This window comes from Chryseobacterium sp. BGA-UO-ETr-SB22, assembly GCF_059567885.1.
Map to the genome: position 1 here is coordinate 3,367,682 of NZ_JCAQOV010000005.1, position 23,315 is coordinate 3,390,996.

The window sequence follows — 23,315 nt, forward strand, 5'->3', positions numbered from 1 at the left end:
CCCACAAAAAACAAAGCTTTACAAACATAATTAAAAAATAAAAAATGAAAAATCACTTTATAGATGAAGTAAATGTATTAATTGATGGGGAGAAATCAGAAATTATGACAATTATGGGAGCTGGATATAGTCCAAATATTGTCAAAGATAAGGCGATGAGAATGGCAAAAGAAAAATATCCTGATTCAAAAATTGCAATTGTAATATTAAGTCATAGAGATATTACTGTAGAAGAGTATAAAGCAATAGCAGGTTCAAATCCACCTTGGCTTGGTAATGTATAATATAACCCACTGCGCAAAATCTCCCGGCTTTGAGCAAATAAAATAAGTAATGCAAAATTTAAATACTTCGAATACAATGCGAGAACTGACGAGTATGTTCAAATGCTTGAAGCAGGAATCATTGACCCAACCAAATTAACAAAAGTTGCCCTTGAAAACGCAGCATCTGTATCTGGAATGCTTCTTACAACAGAATGTGTAATCACTGAAATGAAGAGCGCTGAACCAGCTATGCCAATGGGTGGTGGAATGCGGGGAATGACATAACAACGTGTTGCTAAGACAATTTAATATATAAAACGTTCTGCTTTTGTGGGGCGTTTTTTGTATTTATGGGTTTCCATAAGAAAATATCTGCACTAATACACTAAATTAGAAATCTGTTAAAGTCTAAAGATAAGTACATTAAATAAACATTTATAGAAATATAAATACTATATACAATAACATTTATATAATATGTAATTTAGACACTGTTAAAGAAGCTAAAAAACATATGTAAACCAATACAAGCAATATGATTCTCAATATTTTAAACAACAATAAAATCTTACAAAATAAATATAATTTAGAAGTTCCAGATTTCACTGTTTTAACAGGTGAAAACGGTTCTGGAAAGACACAGTTATTACAATATTTATATTATCAAACCACGGGATTGTTTCGATTAGAAGCGCCTTTTGAGAAACCAATTTATGATAATAACGGCAATCCATTGAATGAAATTGTCTATTCTTTCCCAGGATTAAAAAACTATGAAATAACTAATGGATATGAACACCCTCTAATTCAACAAATTAAAGAGAAATGGTTGCAACTAACCCCTATTGTTAAATGTTACCATTTAATAAAAAATAAAAAGTTTCAACATGAGCAAGATGAGTTAAATGAATTAAACACATCAATAGTAGAATTTGTTAAAAACTTATCTAATAATCCTTCGAGATTTTCAACATCAGACCTCAGACAAATTGAATTACATCAATTATATCAACTCAAAGAAATAAGCACAAAAGCATCTAAATCAATTGACGAATTAACATACATTGATTATTTAATATTTTATGATGTCCCAGCACAAATCTTTTCTGCTTCATTAGATTTATTATTTCATCAATTTTTTTTAAAACAGAAATATTATCCAAACTTAACAAGAAATGTATCTCCCCCTTGGAAAGTTTTTAATGATATTTTAGATAAAGCAAAATTTAAATACAAAGCAGAATATACACCCGCAGTAGATGAAGAGTCTCCTTTACCAATAAAATTGATTGATAAAGAAATTAATATTACAGATGCTACCTTTGAAAGTTTATCATCGGGAGAAAAAACAATAATGGCTTTGATTTTTGTACTTTACCATTCGTCCAATTCTGGAAAATTTCCCGATGTAATTCTTTTTGATGAACCTGATGCTCATCTTCATCCCTCTTTGACACAATTATTTCTTTCAGTAATACAAGATGTTCTTGTTAAAGAACAAAATGTAAAAGTAATTTTGACAACTCATTCTCCCTCTACAATTGCGCTAGCACCTAATGATTCTATTTTCAGAATGGATAGAACATTAGGATATCCTGTAAAGGAAGATAAAAAAAATGCTGTTCAAAATTTGAGCAGTGGATTAGAAACCATTAGTATTGAAGAAGGAAGTATTGGAATAGAATATACTTTAAAAAATATTGAAAAAGATATTTTATTTACTGAAGGAATTACAGACAAAATTACATTAGAAATTGCATGGAAAAAAATCTATGACAATCGTGAAATGCCATTTTTTATTCAAGATTCTTTTTCAGCTAATTTTTTGGGAGCTTTATTTAATCAGGGTGATGAATCACCAGATGGCATTTTCATTCAATTTCCCAATAAAAAATTAATTGCTTTATTTGATTTTGATCATGCTGGTTATCAAAATTGGAATCGTGAAAAAAAATTTAACAATATAATTGAAAATGACCCCAAAAAATGTTTAGTAAGAACAAATAACAAAAATGGATTCCTAATGTTACTTCCTGCATCAAATGAAGAACCTATAAAAAATTTAGTAATAAAGAACAATCTTGATACATTTAAAGGTGAGTCGAAACTAACAATTGAATCATTATTTTTAAATATTAAAGAAATAAGAGAAAAATTTTTCCATGAAGAAATTATGACTGGAGGAGGAAAAATATACTTATTTAATGGAAGTAAGAGAAAATTCACAGAAAAAATTAAAACTATGGATTCCTCAAATTTTTCTGAATTCAGACCTTTATTTGAAAAGATTCTCCAAATAATTGATAAAAGTTTTTAGTAATAAAACAAACACTCTCACCTAAAATAATTCCCTAACAATGGAATGCAAAGCTATCCCATTGGGTGGTAGAATGTCAGGAATGATGTAAAAACGTGTCGTTGAGATAAATTTAATATACTAACCGTTCTGCTTTTTATAGAGCGTTTTTTTTCTTTCAGTTGATTAATGATACCTTTAAAATTGCCGTATAAATGGATATATTTGTAAAGACAATTATAGAAAACAAATATTTACTTCATGGAAAGCTAACAGCAAAATCAGGACATAAAGAGGAGCTTGCTGATATTTTAATACAAGCATCTCAACTTGTATCAACGGCTACAGGTTGTAAACTGTATGCAGTTAGTAATGACAAGGATAATGCAGATTCTGTTTATGTTACAGAAATTTGGGATAGCAAAGACGACCATGATAATTCTTTAAAAATAGAAGGAGTAAAAGAGCTCATCATAAAAGAATGCCCATATTAGACGGACAGCCAACGAAAGGACAAGAACTAGAAATTGTAGGAGGTGCAGGAATATAAAAAACAAGTGTGAGTATTATACTCATATAAAACTAACCACAACCATAGATAATGAAGAATTGATGCCAGAGAAATTTCCCACAATAAATAGCACACTTTCACCAAATGCACTTGGAAAACTTATTCAACAACAATACAGGCTAAGTGACAGAACCCAATGCAGCATATTTCGGCTTGCAATGAACCATCTATACATTGTTCACGACAACGAAAACAAATATGCTTTTAGAGTGTACACTTGTGAATGGCGAACAAAATCAGAAATTGAAGAAGAGCTAAGGCTTTTACTTCATTTAAAAGAAAATGACCGACAGGTTGCTTATCCCATAAAGGACAAATCAAACCAATACATTCAAGAAATTGAAGCTCCGGAAGGAAAAAGATTTGGTGTTTTGTTTTCATATGCCAAAGGAACAAAGACCGCAAAGTTTTCATCTCAAACAAGTTTTCTCATCGGGCAGGCATTGGCCAAAGTTCATCAATCGACAGAAGGTTTTGAACTCAACAGAATGTCTTACAATAATGAGAACATGCTTATAAAGCCAGTTTCCAGGATAAAAGAATTCTTTAATAAAAACATTAGCGAAATTGAATTTTTAGAAAAGCTATCTGCATTTTTAACGCTGAAAATCCAAAATACCGACGTATCGAAAATGAGACATGGGAGTGTTCATCTTGACGTTTGGTTTGATAATTTACATATTGATGATGAAAAGGAAATAACATTTTTTGACTTTGATTTTTGTGGCAACGGGTATTTATGTTTTGACATTTCTTATTTTATGTTCCAGTTACTTACCACTCATTTAAACGAAGAAGAATATCAAGAAAAAGCAGAAAGCTTTTTGAAAGGTTACGAAACAGTAACTAAAATCAGCAACGAAGAAAAACAGTTTTTACCTTTCGCCTGTTTAGTCATTATGACCTATTACATCAGTGTACAATGCGACAGATTCGACTATTGGACAAATATTTTCCTGAACGAAGATCATTTAAAAAGAATGGTTGGTAATTTGAAACGCTGGATAGTATACAACAAAATTGAAATTGAATAACGGCTAGCGGCCGTGACAAATTAATATACTGACCGTTCTGCTTTTGTGGGGCGGTTTTTGTTTGCATTATGGTTTTCCGTAAGGAAATAGTATATTTATGTTTTATATTTAATAATTAACAAATATATAGCTAAAACAACATTAGCACAATTATGTGTATTGTATGTTAGCTACAATTAAACACTACATGGAAATATTATTAAAAGAATTATTTACAAATTGGGAACTTGATGTATGGGCAAATGTACTTGAAGTTGTTGGCTTTAGTATTTCTGTAAGTGTTCTAATAATTGGTTTATTCATTAAATCAGACCTTAACAAATTAAAAACTGATATTCTATTTGAGAAGAGAATTACTAAACATTTAAAGAACCTTATACAAACTTCGTCAAATTTTAACAACTATCTAAATAACTATAACAGCAATATAGTTGAAATAAAAAATGAATTAGGTGTATGCAAGGTTGAATTATATGATTTAAGAAAAAAATTATCAAAAAATGATAGAAAGCAAATAAATGAGTTAATTATTTTTATAAAATGGTTAAAGAAGAATAAATTTGAACAAAGTACTGGTACTACAATTACTACTAGCTACTTTAAGAAATTTTTTGTTAGATTTTATTCTACAAATATTGAAGACATATGGGAAGTGTATGGAGCTATACAAGAAATTATCAGACAGATGGAAAACTTAAAAGAAAATAAAGCAAAATCAAGATAATGGATAAAGTAAATAGACAATTTATTTTCAAATTAAATAAAGATACCAAAGAAGATAAAATAAAATGGAGAATTGGCACATTTGCTAAACCTGCTTTATTAGGAAGTGAGGAACTTTTAGATGCAATCTACTATACTGACGTCTTAGAAAAAAAGATTAGACTTTTTAGATTAAAAGTAAAACATTACATGGACGAAGACTATTATGATTGGATTGAAGATTTTAGATTAGAAATTATTGATGAAACTGGAAATTCTTTATATAAATTTCCTGAAGATATAGCAATTTCGGATTTATATGATACTGTACAGTTTAAAACATCGAACGTCTCAGATTTTTTTAATGATTTTTTATCTGAATAAATAAACATAATGAAGAAGATTCTCCTCTTACTTTTAATAATTAGTGTTAATCCATTTTCAGCACAAGGATTAAAATTTAGTAATTACTTTGTCCAAGAACGTAAAAGCGAAAATGAAAAATTTAATTCAGATATAAAGGAAATTGCCAGAGAAACTTTTGTTTTTCTTAATTTACCAGAAGAAAGTATTACATTATCTTATCCTGTTTATCTCACTTTTGAGAAAAGATATGAGAAAGTTATACCCAAGTATAACATCATCGACCAAAAATTAGTCAATGATAAAAACGTTTATTATTGCATAGATAAAGTAAATGCGAAAGGAGTAATAATTGAAATCCCTGTTAACGAGAAATTTGTTCTTATTTCAGAGAATTGTGAAGATAATAGTGGATATTGGTGCAAGGAAAGAACTTTATTATATAATAAAGGAGAGATCTTATTAAAATAAATCATTTAATAATACAACCCCAGCTAGTGCGAGCGTCTCGCTCGTGTCCGCTGTGCAAAGCCTCCTGACTTTGAGCCAATAAAACAAAACCAATCTATTTAAAACTAAGCTCCGAAGTCTTCAGACTTCGGAGCTTAGTTTATATTCTAGTTAAGAACAAATATAGGATTTCTAATCAATTTTGAAATTCAATAAATCTTTAGGTGATACATTTAGACCTCTGGCCAAATCAATTAATGTAGTAAATGCAAAGTTTCTTTTTCCATTTTCTATATCGCTTACTGTACCTTTAGTAATTTTGGAACTATTTAGGACTACATCATCTTGGGTAAGCCCAGATTTTAGTCTTAAATCTTTGATGTGTTCTCCAAATCTTTTTAGTATTTCATCTTGTAAAATGTCCATTTAGTAGCACTTTATACAAAGGGCGTAATTTTTTTCACAAATATTGTTACAAGTACTTGTAACAAAATGAAAATTTATTATATTTGGAAAAGATTACTCATTAGAGTAATTTTGCGATACTTCAAAGAAATTATAGAAGCTATTGCTTAGAATCTTGTAATAGAAAACTGGTAATTTTTAAAGCAACAAGATGATAAGTATGAAGCTCACGACCTAGGCGTGGGCTCTCTTATCTGTTGCACGGTATACCAGTACCCCTATTACAGATATTGTAGAGTCTCATGCCGTTTTTATTTTCATGCTGTTCTGCTTTTCTACAATCATCTTTTTCTAAGCCTGCTTTACTAAAGTATCATGATACGATACAATGGTGTGTACAATCCATTGCGGCTTTCGGGCTTTTAGAAAAACACAAATTCTGCACTATTCATCAGGCTTGTATGGGCAGAAAGTTCAGAACTTCTTCCTTTATGGCCAGTAAAGTCATACAATAAAACAAAAAATTAAAACCATTAAGGAAGATGAAGAGAATAAGATAAGTTAAGATCCATCAAAGATGGATGAAGCAGTCCGCTGAATACATAGCTTCAGCTATGATCTTAATGATTCTTAATCCCTTAAAAATTCTTAATGGTTTAAAAAATTGTACACCAATTAATCATTTAAAAATCACTAAAAAATACAAACTCATGAAAAACAACAGAACAGACTTTCAGTCCCGGCTGGGAAAAGGCCACAAAAAATATTACGGTTTACAGCTGATGGAAACCTATTTTCAGTTCAATGATCTTACAGCATCCAAAGAACAGCTAAACAACATTATGAATTATGCCCTCAAACGAAATAGCCGGATACAAGAAGATCCATCCGTTATTCTTCATTTTTACCAGGCGATGCGGTCATTCATCCGTGCAGGTTACTTCATAGCGATGAAGGAAAAGAAAAAGACCATCAATACTCCGTTGGAAGAAGTCTCTCCCTTAGTTCTTGGCTTGCTTTCTGAGAAAGAATACCAAAATCCTCTGTTGGTTTTCAAAAAAGCATTCAAAGAATACAGCATAAAGGAGTTTGATTATTTTATATCCGGGATGGCCTATTTCTCACTTGGAGTATATAACAATCTCCCGGAAAGAAATATGATAAACCCATACATCCATCTGATCAAAATGTTGGATGCAGCGTATCTTCTTCTTGAAAGGAAAGGGAAAATATAAAAGCTATTCTAAAAGAACAATTTTTATTCAAATGCTCTCTATTTACATTTGAACCTATAGATACTCTCTCATGTTAATTTAATATCTAAATTTGGATGTTTGTAACAAAAAAAATTAAGAATGAAAATTAATTGCAACAAATGTAAAAATGAAGTTATTACTATCAACTTTTCTGAAGAACAAAAGCTTGATCTTTATATTTTGATGCAAAACGATTTAAAAGTATTTACTGAAAAAAAAATAATTGACGAATTCAATTTAGACAAAAATGAAGCAAAAATTATTATTCAACATTTAAACAATAGAAATGGCAGATGTGCAGAATGTGAGTTTGAAAAATTGGATGGAGAATATATTGAATGTCCAAATTGTGGTGCTTTTAATTATAATCTTAATGAACCAGTGTTTAATATAGAATTTTGCAGTCATTTAGAATGGTCTCTGGATTTTAAAAACATTGAAAATGAAAAGATAAAATATTATGCTAAGTCTTTTTGGTGTGATGGTATAAGTCATTTACCAGAAGACTCAAAATCTTTACTTTATCATAATATTGAAAACAACAAGCAAATAATAACAAAAGCCTGGATTGGATATGGTGGCAATGAAATTTATGAAATGAAAATCAAGTTTGGGAAAAAAGCTATAGAAAATTATAAGAATAATAAAAGTTTAATCGAATGCATTCCAAGAAATAATGAAAATCCGAATTGGATAAAGCTATTTATGGAAAATAAAAAGATTGAAATTCAATTAAAATAATAACTGTTGCTAACATGAGTTTGCACCATTGAAGAAGGCAGTAACCTCGCTCCGCTACCGCACGATTGTATCGTGTGGCTCGGTTAAAATTATATAATTTATAATCCTGTAACCACACGAAAGGATTCGTGCGGTAGCAGGGAAAAACATTTATAATTTGACAGCAAAAGAAATCTTTGTAATTTTACACGGATTGTGCTTCGGTTGCCCCGAAACTACAGCAATACCCGAAACGTTAGCAGAAATTTTATCATATAAATCGCTTATCAACCAAAACTTATGAAATTAAAACCAATTATTATTTTATCATCTGTACTTTTACTTACAAGTTGCGTAAAAGTTTGGAATCAGATGAGTGAATTGAAGCCACTTGAAGAGTACTCTACTCAAAACGCAAATATCCAAGAAAAAAATGTGATGGATGCGAAAATCACTTTCATTAACGATAAAACGATTGATGGAAAAATTAGAGGTCAAAAAAATATAATTTATGGATTTCTAAATGAAACTTCAATAAACAAATTTTTTCAAATTTATGATAAGACAGGAAAAAAAGAATACATCTATTTCCAACTCCTAAAAGAAATGACTATTAAAGATTATAATGGAAACGAAAGAAGATTTGTGAATAGAGGTTCTGAATATAAATCTTTGCAGGAGAATTTTTATGATGGAAAAATTAAATGGTTTAGAGAATATTACAATCACGCATACGATGGAAGCGTTCAGATAACAGACCATTTCATAAATGAAAAAAATCAAGAAGTAAATGTTGGTACATTCAATAGTATGAAAAATAAACTGAAAGAAATTACCTCTTCAAAACCTGAATTATCTTCAAAAATTGAAAATACATCAACATTTAACAAAGAAACTGTTATTAGAATTTTAAAAGAATATGAACAATAAGAAAAGTTTCTGATAACATCGGTTTTGCAATAGTGGGGCGAACCCACGCTCCACAAAGTCTCTAGACTTTGCGCCATTATAAAAAACAAAACTAATAACCAATACTTCAAGAAACTTATACCCAAATGAAATTAAACATTAAACTTTTTTCAATCTTCATTCTTTTTCTGGTTTCAAGTTCTTCTTTTGCCCAAAAGAAGACTCCTTTTCAAATCAATGGAGAATTATTTGAGGTTCCCGGAAAATGGGAATATAAAAATCAACTGAAACAATCCGGACAATTTCACTTAAGCAATAAAGACGAAAAGATAAGTTTGCTGATTTCAGTAAGAAAACCTGAAAAATTTGAATTTTATAAAGAAGGTTTAACGGAAAAAGAATTGCTGAATGCATTTTACAAATGGGAATATGATTACTGGGCCTCTGCAACCGGAGTGAAAGCTGAAGTTTCCGAAGTAAAACGAAACGAAGAAAAAAATTATATTATCTGGAAAATTATCCTAAAAGATAAATCTCAGGATGTTAGTAAGGACAAGACTTCCTATTTACTCTATGCCGTTAGAAACAACAATCTGATCTCATTTAATTTAACCAATAATACAGATAAGAAGAATCCATTAACTGAAACGGAATCAGTGGAACTTCTTGAACAAACTTATTTGAAATAAAAACAAAACTAATAACCCCAGCTCTGGAGCACAACATTCAAATGAAAAATAAAATCTACATTAAAAATATAATCATCTTTTCCATCATTTTATTTCTTATCCATCGAGCCCTTTCTTTTTATTACAGCTATTTCAATTTAGGAAGTTTTTCAACAGGGAATACTTTATTATTTTCTATTTATTGGTATACATTAATGTTCTCTAATATTTTAGTAATATACTTTGTATTAAAAAAAACAATTTTAAAAAGTAAGGAATTAAATCTTTCCAAAATGATAGTAACATCATTAGCTATCTTTTTTATTGCTTATAATCTTAGTTTCTTCACGGGGTACATTCAATATTATTATATTGACGAAAAAGACAAAATTGTCACTCATAATAGTGTAGATCGATTAAAAAATCTCCTTGATGGTATAGATAACTCTGCCCCAAGCTACGAGCCCTTTAATACTTTTATTAAATACCCCTATTTAGTATTAGCAGATATACTTTCAGGATTCAATATCATTAGATTATTTTTTTTCCTGATAACAGATAGAATAATTATGCCCATATTATTAAACTTAGCTTTATACAAATGGTATAAAAAACATCCTGAAAAAATAAAATAAAATAAAATGAAGGGTAATTCTGATCTACAAAATTTGCAGACTTACTAATAAAATATCCAAAATCATAAGATTTCGGACAATAAAATACCTCCACCCTCTTCTATACTACCTTCAGCCACTTCCATAAGTCCCTTTAACCACTTGGGTAAGTGGCTATACCCCCTTATGCAACCCCCTCTATCCCCTTAGGTAAGGAGGTAGCTATACTTGATGATGAAATACAGAATATGAATAAAACCGTCTTGTTGACAGCAAAAAGAACTTTATGTTCATGTGACTAAAAGCAATTTCATAAAATCCTTTTCAACTTTTTCCTATCTTTAAACCACGATATTCAATTAAAGTTCGGTACTGAAAATAAAACTGAATCATTGAAAGAAAACCAAATAAAACAAACACTAAAACGAATACCATTGAAAACAAAATTATTATTCCTTTCATTGTTAGGTTCATTGCTTACCCATGCACAAACGCTTCAATTTAAAACTCTCGCCAATATGTCTATAGGCAGAGGTGCCATAAACAGTGTCATTGTGGAGGATAATATATATGTGAGCAATGGATATCAGGAAAACAGCGGTAATGCCAATTATATTGAAAAATATAATATTACCGATAACAAATGGAGTGTTTTCAATTCTTCTCTGCTTTCCAAAAAATTTGCTAACTCAGAGACTTACGATAATAAAATTTATATTTTTAACGGTTGGGGAAACAGTCATCTTGAAATTTTAGATCTTGCTACCAATAAAATAACAAAGGGAGCAGTTAATCGTTCCTATACAGGAAATGCTGGCTCTGCCATCCATAACGGGAAAATATATGTATTCGGTGGCAGCGGACTAAATGGTGCTGCAACCACTGTATTTTCTAATAGATTCCAATATTATGATATTGCTTCAGATACGTGGCATCCATTACCCAATATGCCCACAGCCAGAGAAACAAGGGGCAAAATTGTGAATGATAAGCTCTATGTCATTGGTGGTTTCAATGGTACCTCATCCCGTCTGATCAATGTTTACGACCTAAACACTAATCTTTGGACCGATCAATATACGATGCCTGCTGGGATATCCGGACATTCATTAGCGGTATCCGATAATAAGATTTTTATTGCAGGTGGTTATAATAATCAAACTTTTCTGGCCTATTTTGATACGACAACCAATAAGTTCCATCAGTTATCATCCAATATGATCCCAAGAAGACACGCAGCAGCAGAAGTATATAACAATAATTTATACATCATTGGTGGAAGTACAACGTCTGTAACCAAATCAGCCATTAAAAGCACCCAGGTAGCCGATATTAATGAGAGCGTACTTTCTTCAACCGTAGCCAATGAAGATCATGAAACTAAAACAAGGGTATATACCAATGCAAATAGAGACGGCTTTCTTATCGGCAATAAAAATAACAGCAATCAGTTTGAATACACCGTTTACTCCACAGATGGGAAGCAAATCAGCAAAGGTTTTGCCTATTATAATAAAACGATAGATTTATCTAAAGTACCGCGCGGGACTTATATTTTCATGTATAAAAATGAGAAAGGGGTTTTGCAACAGGTTAGAATTGTAAGATAACCATAAGCCCATTCTTTTTTAAAACTCTGTTTCAAATAATACTTGTATAACTTAAGAGATGCTATTCAATAATAAAAACAGTCTCCTTACTATGAAAAATATAATTTTATTCTTTTGTATTTTATATTCGTTCAATATTTATTCACAAGAAAAACCCGATTATCCGAAGCCTGAAAAAGGAATGAAAAGAGTTGATCTTAAACTCCCAAAAATTGAGAACTATAAAGACTATAAAATTGAAATAAAATTTGGAATGGAAATAGAAGTTTCCGAATGCTCAGAAACTACAGATTTTGGTTTTAATATGAAAAACTTAGAAGAAAAACATGCCATTCCGCCATATAGATTTCCTTATTATGTATTGCCCAAAGAGCTACCAGTAGATATTATTTCATTAAATAATAACAAATCTGATTGTGATAAAACCAAAAAAGTAAAAAAGAAAGTTTTAAGCTCTCAGAATATTTTCAGAGAATATACCGGCTATTATGCGATTCCTTTCTATATCCCTGAAAAATGGACTGTAGAATATAGATTGTGGAAAGTAAATTCGGAGTTCAAAAACATAGAACGTTAAAAACATTACACATACTGTATTGATACAATATAAGGTTATACAAACAATTTTAGAATTCAAATAAAAACAATGAAAAAAAATATTATTTCAGGCCTTTTAGTTTTAATTTTTCAGGTATTTTATGCACAAATAAATACGGATCTGATTAAAAAGAATGTCACCGAAAATCCACAGGAAAATTTTTATAAACTGTTAGATACATTCAAAGTACACCCTTCCGAATTGACACAGGAGCAATTAAATCAGTTGTATTATGGAAGCAAATTTGTGAAAATTGATTACACCATCGGGAATTATAATAGTGAATCTGGCACATTCTGGAAACCTGTTCAAAAAAGGCTGTCAAAAAGTAAAGCAGAAAAAATGCTTGCTGAAGCCGAATCAAAATATGCAATCAATCCTCTCAATAAAGACTTACTGGACGATATGATGAATATTTATCGTGCGCTTGATGAAAATCAAAAAAGAGAATTATGTTCTCAACAAAAGGATCTGATCATTCAAACGATAGAAAAAAGTGGAGACGGGAAAAGTGAAGAAACAGCAATTTGTGTTTTAACACCTGGAGAAGTCTTACAGCAGCTTGATAAATTGGCTATATCGGGACCGAGAGCAGAGTTCAGTCAAAAAATGAAGCAACTTTCAGACGGAAGTATATTGACGATATATAAAATCGGAGACAGGGAGGTATTTGTAAAATTAGTGGGCGGATATTTTTTTTAAAAAAATATTTGTGCTAATAGCTAAAAACCAATAACTAACAACCGTATACAAAAAACATCATGATTAAAATGAATTTAGATTTTAGCAGTACTAAAATTGAGGAGGCAGTCAGACAAAACTCAAAGAGAAGCTCTATGATATTAGATTTAGCTAACACTGCTTCATTGGCGAGTGATGGAAAATTATTCTATGGCAGGGAGTTTAAAAACAGAATTGAAGTGACAAGAATAAAAACACCTTTCTTAACAATTCTTCCCATCTTAATCATTATTTTTAAAAAGAATGATCTTCAGAATCCCAGATTGAGATTAAGCTTTTTTGGATATATTTGGTTCTCAATTCTTCTGTTATTATTTTTATTCTCTATCATAAAAAAAAATATTGAGCCTGATTTCCAGGGAGATCTAGTACTTGTTATACTTTCAGTACTATTTTTTTACTCGTTATTCGCAATAGAGTTCTATTTCACAAAGAAAGCTTTTAACAGACTCAGGCTAAGAATAAGGAAATAATCATGAAAAATAAAGCACTGTTTCTATCAATCCTATTTTTGTTTTTGGGATGCAAAAAGCAAGAATTCGATGACTTTGATTTTTCCTATAGCAATACTTTTGAGACAGATTTCTCAATAAAATTCAGTAGTAAAAATGATTCAATTTTTTTGTATGAAAATTGGGCTGCAGAGAACAAACAATTACCAAGAAACAAAACCAGCTATCTTTCAACCCTGAATGAAAAACAGAGATCGAAACTGGATAGTTTTATGTCGAATATAGATTTCAAAAGTTTAGACACCTTATACTTTGAAAAGTATCAAGATGGAGAATTTTACAGTTTCTATATTAGAAAAGATAAAATCAGGAAAACTATAAAAGTTCACAGTTATAATGCTCCAAAATCATTAAGCAATTTTGCTCATTGGATTTATGAAACAAAAAAGTCTTTAAAATTAAAAGAAACTCAAAAGAGTTTTGAATTTAAAAGCAAAAAAAATTATCCAAAATTACCTCCTGCAATCAATCAAGAGAGTTCAAAACAATAAAATTAATTAAGCTTTCGTAAGGCAATCCCAAGTGGAAAGAAATTTATAAACTTCATTAGTATGATACACCTCCGGGTCGATAAAATTAAAGAGAAATGGGCCAATGAAAATATTAAGCTTAGCCCACCCGCAACACCAGAATCTATTACTGCTGTCCAAGAATTTATTGACTTTCAGTTTCCTGATGATTTTAAAGAATTGTATTTAAAACTGGATGGATTTGCAGATTGGGACTGGACAAAGAATATGTTTTCTATCTGGCCGTTAGCAAAAATCCTGGAGGAATATCATAACGAAAATGACAAAAGCTTCATTGTGTTTGCAGACTATCTGATCAATGCGCATCATATCGGCTTTGTGAAAGGAAAAAATGGAGTGTTTAAAAATTCTACTGAAACACATGAATTAATTGCAGACACTTTTTCTGAAGTGATTCTTCTTATTAATTCGGATGCAGATATTTTATATTGATGCTAACTTTGCTGATACACTAAACCTAATAACAAAAACCTAAATATGCAATACCATAAACAGTTCATCTTACTTTTTTCGACATTCCTACTTTTAGCCACTCATACATTTGCTCAAACAAAAGAGATTAATAAAATTGATTCTCTAATGAAATGGTCAAACCAGATTGGAGCCTTTAATGGAAATGTTTTAGTTGCAAAAAACAATAAGATCATTTATAATGCTTCGTTTGGTTTTACTGATGTGACAAAAACAAAAAAACTTACTAGTGATTACAGGTTTAACATTGGCTCTATCACTAAGGAATTCAGCGGTGTTGCCTTGTTACAATTACAAGAACAGGGGAAACTGAAACTGGATGATCATGTTTCTCAATACATTCCGGAATTACCCAAATGGGCCAGTGAAGTTACCCTAAAAGATTTGTTGCAATACACGAGTGGCATTCCCAATGTAGCCTGGAAAAAAATTAAAAATGACAAAGATCTTTTTGAGGGCTTACAACATGTTGATTCATTAGATTTCAAACCTGCCACTCATTATGATTATAATAACAACAACCTGTTTTTACGCCAGTTTATCGTTGAGCGTGTGACAGGAATGAATTTTAAAACCTATGTAGAAAAATTCATTTTTAAGCCTTGTAAAATGAATTCTTCTGTGATGACTCCTTTTGAAAATGAAATTAATATAGCCAAAGGATTTAATAATGATCTGGTTGCGGACAAAGAAGATTTACCTATAACAGGAGGAACGTATTTAACTACTAAGGATTTATTGAAATGGGCAGACTGTCTTCATTCCAGTAAAATAATAAACACAAATTCTTTGTTTGAGCTTGGGCAGCAGTTTAATCTGCCTGAAACCCAATCTGCTTTAGGGCAGGCAAAATTTATAAACAAAAAATTGGTTGAGCATTTGCATGATGGAAGAGCCGGAAGCTATGAAGCTATTTTAGTTTCAGATATGAATGAAAAATTCACGATCATTTTATTAGGCAACCATTACAAAGGAAAGTTATTTGAAATTTCAGATGCTATTAAAGCGATTTTGAAAAACGAAAAATAAAACTTTCCCTACCGGCAAATGTCTGTTTTGAATATCTATGAATAAATACCATCATAACTAAAACCTTTCTGCTTTTAAAGAATGGGTTTATTTTTTAACTCAATATTATCTGCGTCATTATTCTGGTATTTATATGTAGATTTGGGGACTAATAATCATGACATGAACGCTCAGAAACTTCAAACATTCCTCACTGAAAGAGTTGAGACATTTGATCTCAAGAACAAAGCATTTGACACCCTTCACAAAATACTCTCAGAAAATCCTGAAGAACTTATAGGAGGCTTTGCCCGCCATGAAATTACTTTTCAATTTGAGGGATACCGATATCTGATTGAACAACTATACAGCGGGCCTACTATCAGAGCAAGAATAAGTCTTTGTGTGGAAAATGAAATCTATCTTAAAAACCTGGAACCCATCGGGTATTATGATCTTGAAATGGATTTTGATGGCGAAATAGTGGACGACTGGTTTGTGATAGAAAAAGAGAAATATCTGAAAGACATCGGAATAATATCTTATTTTCAAGAGATGATCAAAAAGATGCCCCCTCAATATTTACGAAGAAACTACAGTGAATATAAATTTGTTTCTTACCTATCGCTGATTGGAACACTGTTCATAAGCAAAGAATTTGAAGGTGCCGGAGTATTTGTTAACAGAGCAAACACTTATTTAAAAGATGCAGATAATGTTTTACCAGACAAAGATTATTTAAAAAAATGCCAGTATTTTCTGAAAATAATGAGTGATTATCTGATTGAAAACAATTTGATCTCTGAAGAATTGAAACGAAAATTAATAGAGAATAAATAACCCACGTCACTCAATTTCTAAACTTATGCTCATACCAAAAGAAACATGATGAAAAAAAGACAATTTAAAAAACTGGACAATTCAATTTCAAGCTTTCAATGGATAAAAAAGAAAAGCGAAAAATATTGGCAGAAAGTAGATCTGATGGAATGCTGGGGATTCCAGATTCAAGAAGGAAGTACATGGAAAAAAGGATTGTCAGAATATGAATTAGAAGATTTCCAGAAACAACTGAACATCAGATTTCCTGAGTCATTAAAAAACTATTACAGAACGATGAATGGCCTTGACAAACCAGGAATAGATAATAATGGTGGTGAAGGAGAAATTGATTTTGGTCCTACATTTTATTCATACCCTGATGACATTCCCGTCATAAAAGCAAGAATTAAACTGACTATGGAAGCCAACCGCGTGACGGAAAATATTATTAAGAACCAAAATACACCTCCAATTATCCCCTATCTAGGACATCGGTTTTTAATACTGGATCATGAAGAAACTGTTCTTTCAATGTTTGGTGATGACATTATATTTTGGAGCGGTAATTTATCAAAAGGAATTGCAAGTGATATTTTTTCACTTCGCCATGTTGAAAAAAAGAAAATTGATACAAGCTCATTTTGGAACAAAAAAATAGGGTAGCTAACAAGTGAGTTTAGTTAGCTATATTAATTAAATAAATTTGCCTATTCGAACTAATACATTAAGCTCTTTAGCCAGAAATAAACTATGGAAATTAAAGCTGCCCTCGAAAAATATAAAATCATTGGTAAATACTTTAATCCTGATTATGAGCAAGAGAATGAAGCCTTGAATGAATTCAAAGCAAATAATCAAAATTTATCGGATCAACAAACAACTGAATTACTAAATCTTCTCCAAAGTGATTCTGAAATGTCTAACAAATATTTTGTTGCTGACTTACTTTATTTATATGACAGTTTCAGCAGAGAGCTATTTGAGTCTCTATTAATAACAGCAATACATTATAAAGATCCCAGTTTCAACAGAATATTTCTGATACCTTGTTTGAATGCATTTGGAACTAAAACTGTTGCCAATTACCTTGTTGATCAATTCAACAAAGGATATGTCATCGAGCGTATAGGGATTTCTATGTTGACATATTGGATAAAACTACAAGAAAATGGCGAAGCAGAACAATTGTATCATACTATTTTAGAAAGAGCCAATAACACATCCAATTTAGTTGAGCTTTATCATTATAAGTTACGATATGGAAACAAACTAAATCACATCAATAATATCCCGGACAACGCTAAAAATCTTGTTAAAGCTATTAATGGGAACAAAGAATATGAAGAACTATTATTTGACAAACTTGGCTGGATAAAAGACACCTCAATATTCATCGAAAACAAAGGAATCAAAACAGATAAATTTTACGTTCCTCCATTTACACTCAATGCAGGGGAAATTATTGTTGTCAATCTTTTCAGCGGAGCACATTTTTATGAAACGGAAATGTTTCTTAAAGATCTATTTTGTGGTAGTACACCCCATGAAAATGTTATCATCCATAAAAAAATGACTTTTGTTGAACATTTCGGAGAATCGAAGTTTAGAGATATTTTTTATCCTATGACTGTGGGAAAATATTTAAAGAAGAATGCAAATCCCACTAGCCCCTATTCCGAAAAGATTTATGAGACAGAATGGATCACTAAAAAAATAAAAGTCAATACGCTTATAGGCAGCCTGAGAAAGCTATTATCATTGTATACTACTCTTTCAAATACAAATAATATTATTTTTGACTTAGTTGGACTAGGCCCGGATGGAGCCCAAGAAAATTATAAAATTGTAAAAGAAGTCGTAAAAAATGGAGGTTCAGCAATTTTACTCGATGGATATGATGAAATGAAAAACGATTGTACAAAATACATTGAACTGCAATGGGCACAAGAATATCTCACTTCATAAAAAAACTAATCCAAAATAGGAAGACATCACAAAGAAGGTGCTAATGAAAATAGTTTCATTTCCCAGACCATATCATTTTCCTCCCTCAATTTTTTATCCCTCCAACTTTCCCCTATATTTGTTTCAATAACGGTCTGATCAATGATGACGGCATAAAACCAAACAAAATATGGCAACAAAAGAAGAATTCTGGGACAGAAAAAAGAAGTTAAATGATGACTTTTTCGTGATGGGCTCTCTGGCAAATCCGGCAACCGAAGAACAGATTACACAGTATGAGGAAAGCACAGGTTTTATATTCAGTGAAGATATTAAAGACTTTCTGACCACATTTGGTTCGTTGATTTTTGAGGTTAAAGAAGAGATATGGGCACGGCCACAGGAGTTTGATGTTATTCCCGCGTGGAAATTTGGATATGGCTTTTTTGTATACGGTCTTTCTCAGGATGCAGAGATGCCTTCATGGATGGGTTTTGAAGAAAAGCATGATGAAGCTCTTGAATATCGGGAAAAACCTTTGGGACAGTTATTTTTCAAACGAAGTGGAAATCTGTACAGAGCGTATACCGATAACGGGATCATAAAAATTGAGTACGACAAATATGACGAGGAAGATTACGAAGTATTTGAAGGAAATATATATGACTTCTTAATTAAAGAGATTGACAAATTAGAAGAAGACTATAAAGAATATATCAACGAAGAAAAATCCTGATCTGAATATGAAAAAAGCATTTGAATTCCTTAAACAACTAGAAAAAAACAATAACCGGGAATGGTTTGCTAAACACAAGTCCGAATACGAAGCCATTATAAAAGAAAACAAAGTTTTTTTTAATCAGATCTATACCGAACTTCAAGAATATGACAACCTGAAAGGAATTTATATTTTCAGGATTTACAAAGACGTTCGTTTTTCAAAAGACAAGACACCCTATAAAACCAATTTTGGAGTTGGATATTCCCGTTCAAAGCCAATGCTGAGAGGCGGATATTATATTCAGCTGGAACCTGGCAACAGCTTTGTAGGAGGTGGATTCTGGGGTCCGGAAGCAAAGGATCTGCTCCGCATCCGTAAAGAATTTGAAATTAGCAGCACAGAAATCGAAAAGATTATTTCTGACGAAACTTTCGTAAAATATTTCGGAGAGCTGGAAGGCGATTCCGTAAAAACAGCTCCGCGTGGTTTTGATAAAAACCATCCGGCCATAGATTTAATCAGAAAAAAACAATTCCTGGTGATGCGGAAATTCACAGACAAGGAAGTTTTAGCTGATAATTTTCAAAAAGAAACACTTCTCACCTTATTAGCAATGCGTCCTTTTTTTGATTATATGAGTGAAATACTGACTACAGATTTGAACGGGGAACCTGTGTTTTAAAATTCAATATAATACTTTGCAAAGCTAAACACCATATGAAACCGTTCCTTCTATTATCTTTTGGTCTATTGATATCAGCTTGCCATTCATCAAATAAGAATGACACCATCAACCCGAAACATACATTTGAAATCGTTAAAGCAACAGATTCAACCTCTTTTTTACGTTGGACTAATGGTAAGAGTACATTCAATTCTTCAGAATCGATCAGTAATAATTATCTGGATCATAAAACGTCTTTACAATGGAGTAATGATCAATATATGTGTCTCAGGCATTCTAATGGAAGTGATACCTGGACAGATTTAATTTTACCCTTTAACAATAATGAAGTCAAATTTTATGAAAATACATTAGCATATGACAAAGTAAATGGTATTGTTATCTATGAAACAGATTCTCTCCCTTATAAATTAGTTGCTGAAAACATTGCTGGAAAAGAAAAACAGTTCCTCGGAGAAAACTGGGAAAATTGCTCAAGCCTGCTTCCTCATTATTGTATCGACAGCATACATCTTGAAAATAAAGAACTTTATATAGCCTGGACCCTACCCAACAAAATAGATAAACCTAATAAAACTGAAGCACAAAAAATTAAGTTGAAGCTTTAAAAACAGATTTATATTGACAATTTATTCAAAGCCGTTCCGTTGTAAGAAGGATTTTACAAAAACTATTAACTGATGAAAAAATATCTAATAGCCTCTCTTGTATTTTTCTCCTGTCTGTTATGGTCACAGGAAATGATCTATCCTAAATATATTTATGATAAAGATTTAAATAACATTCCTGTAGAAAAAACGGAAGACATCAATCTTTTTAGATATAAGCAAATACAGTACATCGGTCAACCTGAAAAGAATATTACGCTCACCTATACTGGTAATGAATGGCATAGTAAATTTTTAGAAAAAAATTACCGGAATAAGGATTTCATTGCTCTTAATCAAGAATTTAATAAACGTCAGTATAAAAATCTCAGAATTTTTGTAGATACATCTCAAAAAACACCATTAATTAAAACCCATATTGATACCACAAAAATATCAAATCTAGACTATGATATCAAAATGGATAGTTTGGCTGCTGGTTTAAAGCTAACAAAAGAGATTCCATTCATTATAACGTATTATGATGGATTTCCTGTTACCATCTATAATGCAGAAAAAAAAGAACGGGTAATTGGTTTTGGTAACAATGTCGCTTTGGAATTGGAAGGTTTAGATAAAGATCATCAATGGAAAAAAATATATGGTTACAGAAGATATACTTGTGGAACAGGTATTAAGTTTTTCGTTTTAAAACCAAAAGAAATTGCGACTGTATTTGAACCTCAATTAAGTGGAAATTTTAAAACAAAATTCAGATATAGACTGGGAAATGTTGTGTCAAATGAATTTGAAGGCAGTATTAATGATAAATATTTTAATGATTAATTTCAAACCTAATATTCAGTTCAATCTATAAAAAACTGGATAATAATTAATTAAACGCATTATAGTTAGCTATTTTTATAATATGAATTCAAAAAAATGAAGACTCTACAAACCATTGGAATCCTATTATTAATCGGGATTTTAAATACTATAATAACTGCTGAGTATATCAAACTATTGAAATTGCCCAGTGGAAATGTTGCAATGCTGCCTATTGCTATTATGGCTGTTTCTGGTATTTCTTTGGCTGTTTCGACAGCTTTAATATTAATTATTAGTATTAAAAAGCAACTAAACACAGTAATCTCCATGCTTATATATCATATTATTTATTTTATATCAGGCGCACTCTTTGGAATGGATTGGCTATCCTTTACCAATGTTGATCTTTTTATTATTTTCACTGCATTTATGGTTTGGGGATTTATTTTTGTATCTATAAAATTCTTTCAATCAAGAAAAAAATCACCCCAATGAGGTTCAGACTCTTTTTTCCTTTTCTACTATTATTTTCAGTCAATATTTCAGCCTGCAAATGTAATGGCAAACCAACTTTAAAATCTTCGTTCGAAAATGCAGATTTTGTTTTCATTGGGGAAATATATGATGTAACAGTGATTCCTTCAGGATTCAAAACTGCACAAAATATTCTTAGCAAGGTTAAAATAAACAAGCTTTACAAATCAAATGACTTCAACGAATTTTATCAACACAATGCAACCCTTTTCGGATCTCCATTACATTCTTGTGATATTCTTTTTACACAAAAGGGGAAATATTTAATTTTTGCATTTGCTGAACAAGATACCGGACTGCTCTACTCAGATCAGTGCTTTATACAGAAAAAATTGGATGAGCTTTCACCTGCAGAATTAAAAGAGCTTGAATCCTTAAGTAACAGATATAAAAAATTATCTGAGAGTTCGGATTTATCCAATCATGCTGAACTTACAGAGTTGATTGTTGAAGATTTTAATCAATCTGACAGAAAAATGAATGAACAGAAAAGAGAAATATCAACCCTTACTCAACAAAATAACAGATATAAAATGATCATTTATATTTCCGTTTTTGTGATCATCATGTTTCTTATAGCTTTAATCCTGCTGCGCAGGAAATCCCGGCATTGAAATGAGTGAGGAGAAAACAATATATTTGTTCTGAAAATCACACCATGCTCAAAAGTACTATTCCCTTTCTCAAAATAAAACCCTATTATTTATTTCTTTTCTTTCTGCTTTTCAGTAGTTTGTGCTGTAAGGAAAAAGCAAAGGATGATAACCGTTTTATCACTTACCAGGTGAACCCTGAGAAACAAAACATACAGATGTATTGGAAAAACGATAATGGTGAACTCCTGAAAAGTCTTGATCGCCTCAATCAGAATGTTCAATTTAAAAATGCAAAGTTAATATTCGCCATGAACGGCGGCATGTTTGAACCGGACAACGCTCCGAAAGGTCTTTATATTGAAGATTTTAAAATCCTGAAATTCACAGACACATTGCAGGGCAACGGAAATTTTTATCTTCAGCCTAATGGAGTCTTTTATTTAACACAAAATAACCGGGCAGGAATTGTAGAAACTAAAAAATTCAGATACAATAAAGTGATCCGGTATGCCACCCAATCCGGGCCAATGCTGATAACAAATGGAAAAATCAACCCGATCTTTGAGGAAAATTCTAAAAATCTGAACATCAGAAACGGGGTGGGAATTCTGGAAAACGGAGACCTTATTTTTGTAATGTCTAAAAAAGAAGTCAATTTTTATACCCTGGCAGAGTTTTTCAAAAATTCAGGATGCAAAGAGGCTCTTTATCTTGACGGATATGTTTCCAGAACTTATCTTCCTGAAAAAAACTGGATTCAAAAAGACGGAAATTTTGGAGTGATGATAGGGGTAACAACATCTGCAAAGTAAAAATAAAGTTGTCATAACTTCGTCATTAAAAAAGTAAATATGCCTATCTTTCCTGTCATTTT

At 31.2% G+C, this 23,315-nt stretch carries 31 protein-coding genes; 30 read left to right on the forward strand and 1 reads right to left on the reverse strand.

The genetic code is table 11. The annotated features are described in order from the left end of the window. Positions 1-44 precede the first annotated feature (44 nt). The 8 genes from AC57AW_RS22595 (at position 45) to AC57AW_RS22630 (ending at position 5,703) form a co-directional block, all read left to right on the forward strand. Positions 45-284 (forward strand): hypothetical protein, encoded by a 240-nt coding sequence (locus tag AC57AW_RS22595; RefSeq protein WP_496353670.1) that lies wholly within the window; start codon positions 45-47, stop codon positions 282-284. 102 nt (positions 285-386) lie between these two features. After that, positions 387-551 (forward strand): hypothetical protein, encoded by a 165-nt coding sequence (locus tag AC57AW_RS22600; protein WP_496353903.1) that lies wholly within the window; start codon positions 387-389, stop codon positions 549-551. 250 nt (positions 552-801) lie between these two features. Further along, on the forward strand, positions 802-2,583 hold the full coding sequence (locus AC57AW_RS22605) for an AAA family ATPase (RefSeq protein ID WP_496353671.1): 1,782 nt from the start codon (positions 802-804) through the stop codon (positions 2,581-2,583). Positions 2,584-2,777: 194 nt separating this feature from the next. Continuing rightward, the gene (locus AC57AW_RS22610) at positions 2,778-3,056 is read left to right on the forward strand and encodes a putative quinol monooxygenase (RefSeq protein WP_496353672.1); all 279 of its coding nucleotides are present in this window, start codon (positions 2,778-2,780) and stop codon (positions 3,054-3,056) included. Positions 3,057-3,291: 235 nt separating this feature from the next. Next, the gene (locus tag AC57AW_RS22615) at positions 3,292-4,167 is read left to right on the forward strand and encodes a phosphotransferase (protein ID WP_496353673.1); all 876 of its coding nucleotides are present in this window, start codon (positions 3,292-3,294) and stop codon (positions 4,165-4,167) included. 187 nt (positions 4,168-4,354) lie between these two features. Next, positions 4,355-4,891 carry a hypothetical protein gene (locus AC57AW_RS22620; RefSeq protein ID WP_496353674.1) on the forward strand — a complete coding sequence of 179 codons (537 nt, stop codon included), beginning with the start codon at positions 4,355-4,357 and terminating at the stop codon, positions 4,889-4,891. Next, on the forward strand, positions 4,891-5,253 hold the full coding sequence (locus AC57AW_RS22625; RefSeq protein ID WP_496353675.1) for a hypothetical protein: 363 nt from the start codon (positions 4,891-4,893) through the stop codon (positions 5,251-5,253). The genes AC57AW_RS22620 and AC57AW_RS22625 overlap by 1 nt, the downstream gene beginning before the upstream one ends. A 9-nt stretch (positions 5,254-5,262) precedes the next feature. Further along, entirely contained in the window at positions 5,263-5,703 is a 441-nt protein-coding gene (locus AC57AW_RS22630) for a hypothetical protein (RefSeq protein WP_496353676.1), read from the forward strand. 171 nt (positions 5,704-5,874) lie between these two features. Here the strand turns inward: AC57AW_RS22630 and AC57AW_RS22635 are convergent, their stop codons facing one another. After that, complete coding sequence (locus AC57AW_RS22635; RefSeq protein WP_496353677.1) at positions 5,875-6,108, reverse strand: helix-turn-helix domain-containing protein; 234 nt, start codon at positions 6,106-6,108, stop codon at positions 5,875-5,877. Positions 6,109-6,797: 689 nt separating this feature from the next. On the opposite strand from AC57AW_RS22635, the gene AC57AW_RS22640 reads away from it, so the two are divergent. The 22 genes from AC57AW_RS22640 (at position 6,798) to AC57AW_RS22745 (ending at position 23,253) form a co-directional block, all read left to right on the forward strand. Next, positions 6,798-7,322: a hypothetical protein gene (locus AC57AW_RS22640; protein WP_496353678.1), complete on the forward strand. Its 525-nt coding sequence runs from the start codon at positions 6,798-6,800 to the stop codon at positions 7,320-7,322. 120 nt (positions 7,323-7,442) lie between these two features. Continuing rightward, on the forward strand, positions 7,443-8,084 hold the full coding sequence (locus tag AC57AW_RS22645; RefSeq protein WP_496353679.1) for a hypothetical protein: 642 nt from the start codon (positions 7,443-7,445) through the stop codon (positions 8,082-8,084). 279 nt (positions 8,085-8,363) lie between these two features. Further along, positions 8,364-8,993 (forward strand): hypothetical protein, encoded by a 630-nt coding sequence (locus AC57AW_RS22650; RefSeq protein ID WP_496353680.1) that lies wholly within the window; start codon positions 8,364-8,366, stop codon positions 8,991-8,993. Between the two features lie 125 nt (positions 8,994-9,118). Further along, positions 9,119-9,661 (forward strand): hypothetical protein, encoded by a 543-nt coding sequence (locus tag AC57AW_RS22655; protein ID WP_496353681.1) that lies wholly within the window; start codon positions 9,119-9,121, stop codon positions 9,659-9,661. Between the two features lie 41 nt (positions 9,662-9,702). Then, positions 9,703-10,275: a hypothetical protein gene (locus AC57AW_RS22660; protein ID WP_496353682.1), complete on the forward strand. Its 573-nt coding sequence runs from the start codon at positions 9,703-9,705 to the stop codon at positions 10,273-10,275. A gap of 413 nt (positions 10,276-10,688) precedes the next feature. Next, a complete protein-coding gene (locus AC57AW_RS22665; protein ID WP_496353683.1) occupies positions 10,689-11,864 on the forward strand; it encodes a Kelch repeat-containing protein in 1,176 nt (391 codons plus the stop codon). A 91-nt stretch (positions 11,865-11,955) separates the two neighbouring features. Continuing rightward, a complete protein-coding gene (locus tag AC57AW_RS22670) occupies positions 11,956-12,441 on the forward strand; it encodes an ecotin family protein (RefSeq protein ID WP_496353684.1) in 486 nt (161 codons plus the stop codon). Between the two features lie 69 nt (positions 12,442-12,510). After that, positions 12,511-13,164: a DUF4919 domain-containing protein gene (locus AC57AW_RS22675; protein WP_496353685.1), complete on the forward strand. Its 654-nt coding sequence runs from the start codon at positions 12,511-12,513 to the stop codon at positions 13,162-13,164. Positions 13,165-13,232: 68 nt separating this feature from the next. After that, the gene (locus AC57AW_RS22680) at positions 13,233-13,676 is read left to right on the forward strand and encodes a hypothetical protein (RefSeq protein ID WP_496353686.1); all 444 of its coding nucleotides are present in this window, start codon (positions 13,233-13,235) and stop codon (positions 13,674-13,676) included. A gap of 2 nt (positions 13,677-13,678) precedes the next feature. Continuing rightward, complete coding sequence (locus AC57AW_RS22685) at positions 13,679-14,206, forward strand: hypothetical protein (RefSeq protein WP_496353687.1); 528 nt, start codon at positions 13,679-13,681, stop codon at positions 14,204-14,206. Positions 14,207-14,266: 60 nt separating this feature from the next. After that, on the forward strand, positions 14,267-14,677 hold the full coding sequence (locus AC57AW_RS22690) for an SMI1/KNR4 family protein (RefSeq protein ID WP_496353688.1): 411 nt from the start codon (positions 14,267-14,269) through the stop codon (positions 14,675-14,677). 147 nt (positions 14,678-14,824) lie between these two features. Then, positions 14,825-15,745, forward strand: coding sequence for a serine hydrolase domain-containing protein (locus AC57AW_RS22695; RefSeq protein WP_496353689.1), 921 nt, complete (start codon positions 14,825-14,827; stop codon positions 15,743-15,745). Positions 15,746-15,907: 162 nt separating this feature from the next. Continuing rightward, positions 15,908-16,564, forward strand: a complete 657-nt coding sequence (locus tag AC57AW_RS22700; RefSeq protein ID WP_496353690.1) for a hypothetical protein — start codon at positions 15,908-15,910, stop codon at positions 16,562-16,564. Positions 16,565-16,612: 48 nt separating this feature from the next. Further along, positions 16,613-17,209, forward strand: a complete 597-nt coding sequence (locus tag AC57AW_RS22705) for an SMI1/KNR4 family protein (RefSeq protein WP_496353691.1) — start codon at positions 16,613-16,615, stop codon at positions 17,207-17,209. An 87-nt stretch (positions 17,210-17,296) separates the two neighbouring features. Then, positions 17,297-18,511, forward strand: coding sequence for a hypothetical protein (locus AC57AW_RS22710; protein ID WP_496353692.1), 1,215 nt, complete (start codon positions 17,297-17,299; stop codon positions 18,509-18,511). A gap of 169 nt (positions 18,512-18,680) precedes the next feature. Beyond that, the gene (locus AC57AW_RS22715; RefSeq protein WP_496353693.1) at positions 18,681-19,226 is read left to right on the forward strand and encodes a hypothetical protein; all 546 of its coding nucleotides are present in this window, start codon (positions 18,681-18,683) and stop codon (positions 19,224-19,226) included. Positions 19,227-19,233: 7 nt separating this feature from the next. After that, positions 19,234-19,893: a DUF2461 domain-containing protein gene (locus tag AC57AW_RS22720; protein ID WP_496353694.1), complete on the forward strand. Its 660-nt coding sequence runs from the start codon at positions 19,234-19,236 to the stop codon at positions 19,891-19,893. Between the two features lie 35 nt (positions 19,894-19,928). Next, a complete protein-coding gene (locus AC57AW_RS22725) occupies positions 19,929-20,504 on the forward strand; it encodes a hypothetical protein (protein ID WP_496353695.1) in 576 nt (191 codons plus the stop codon). A gap of 72 nt (positions 20,505-20,576) precedes the next feature. After that, a complete protein-coding gene (locus AC57AW_RS22730) occupies positions 20,577-21,329 on the forward strand; it encodes a hypothetical protein (protein ID WP_496353696.1) in 753 nt (250 codons plus the stop codon). A 96-nt stretch (positions 21,330-21,425) separates the two neighbouring features. Beyond that, positions 21,426-21,806, forward strand: coding sequence for a hypothetical protein (locus AC57AW_RS22735; protein ID WP_496353697.1), 381 nt, complete (start codon positions 21,426-21,428; stop codon positions 21,804-21,806). Beyond that, a complete protein-coding gene (locus AC57AW_RS22740) occupies positions 21,803-22,459 on the forward strand; it encodes a hypothetical protein (RefSeq protein ID WP_496353698.1) in 657 nt (218 codons plus the stop codon). The genes AC57AW_RS22735 and AC57AW_RS22740 overlap by 4 nt, the downstream gene beginning before the upstream one ends. 44 nt (positions 22,460-22,503) lie before the next feature. Beyond that, the gene (locus AC57AW_RS22745; RefSeq protein ID WP_496353699.1) at positions 22,504-23,253 is read left to right on the forward strand and encodes a phosphodiester glycosidase family protein; all 750 of its coding nucleotides are present in this window, start codon (positions 22,504-22,506) and stop codon (positions 23,251-23,253) included. The last annotated feature ends 62 nt before the right edge of the window (positions 23,254-23,315 follow it).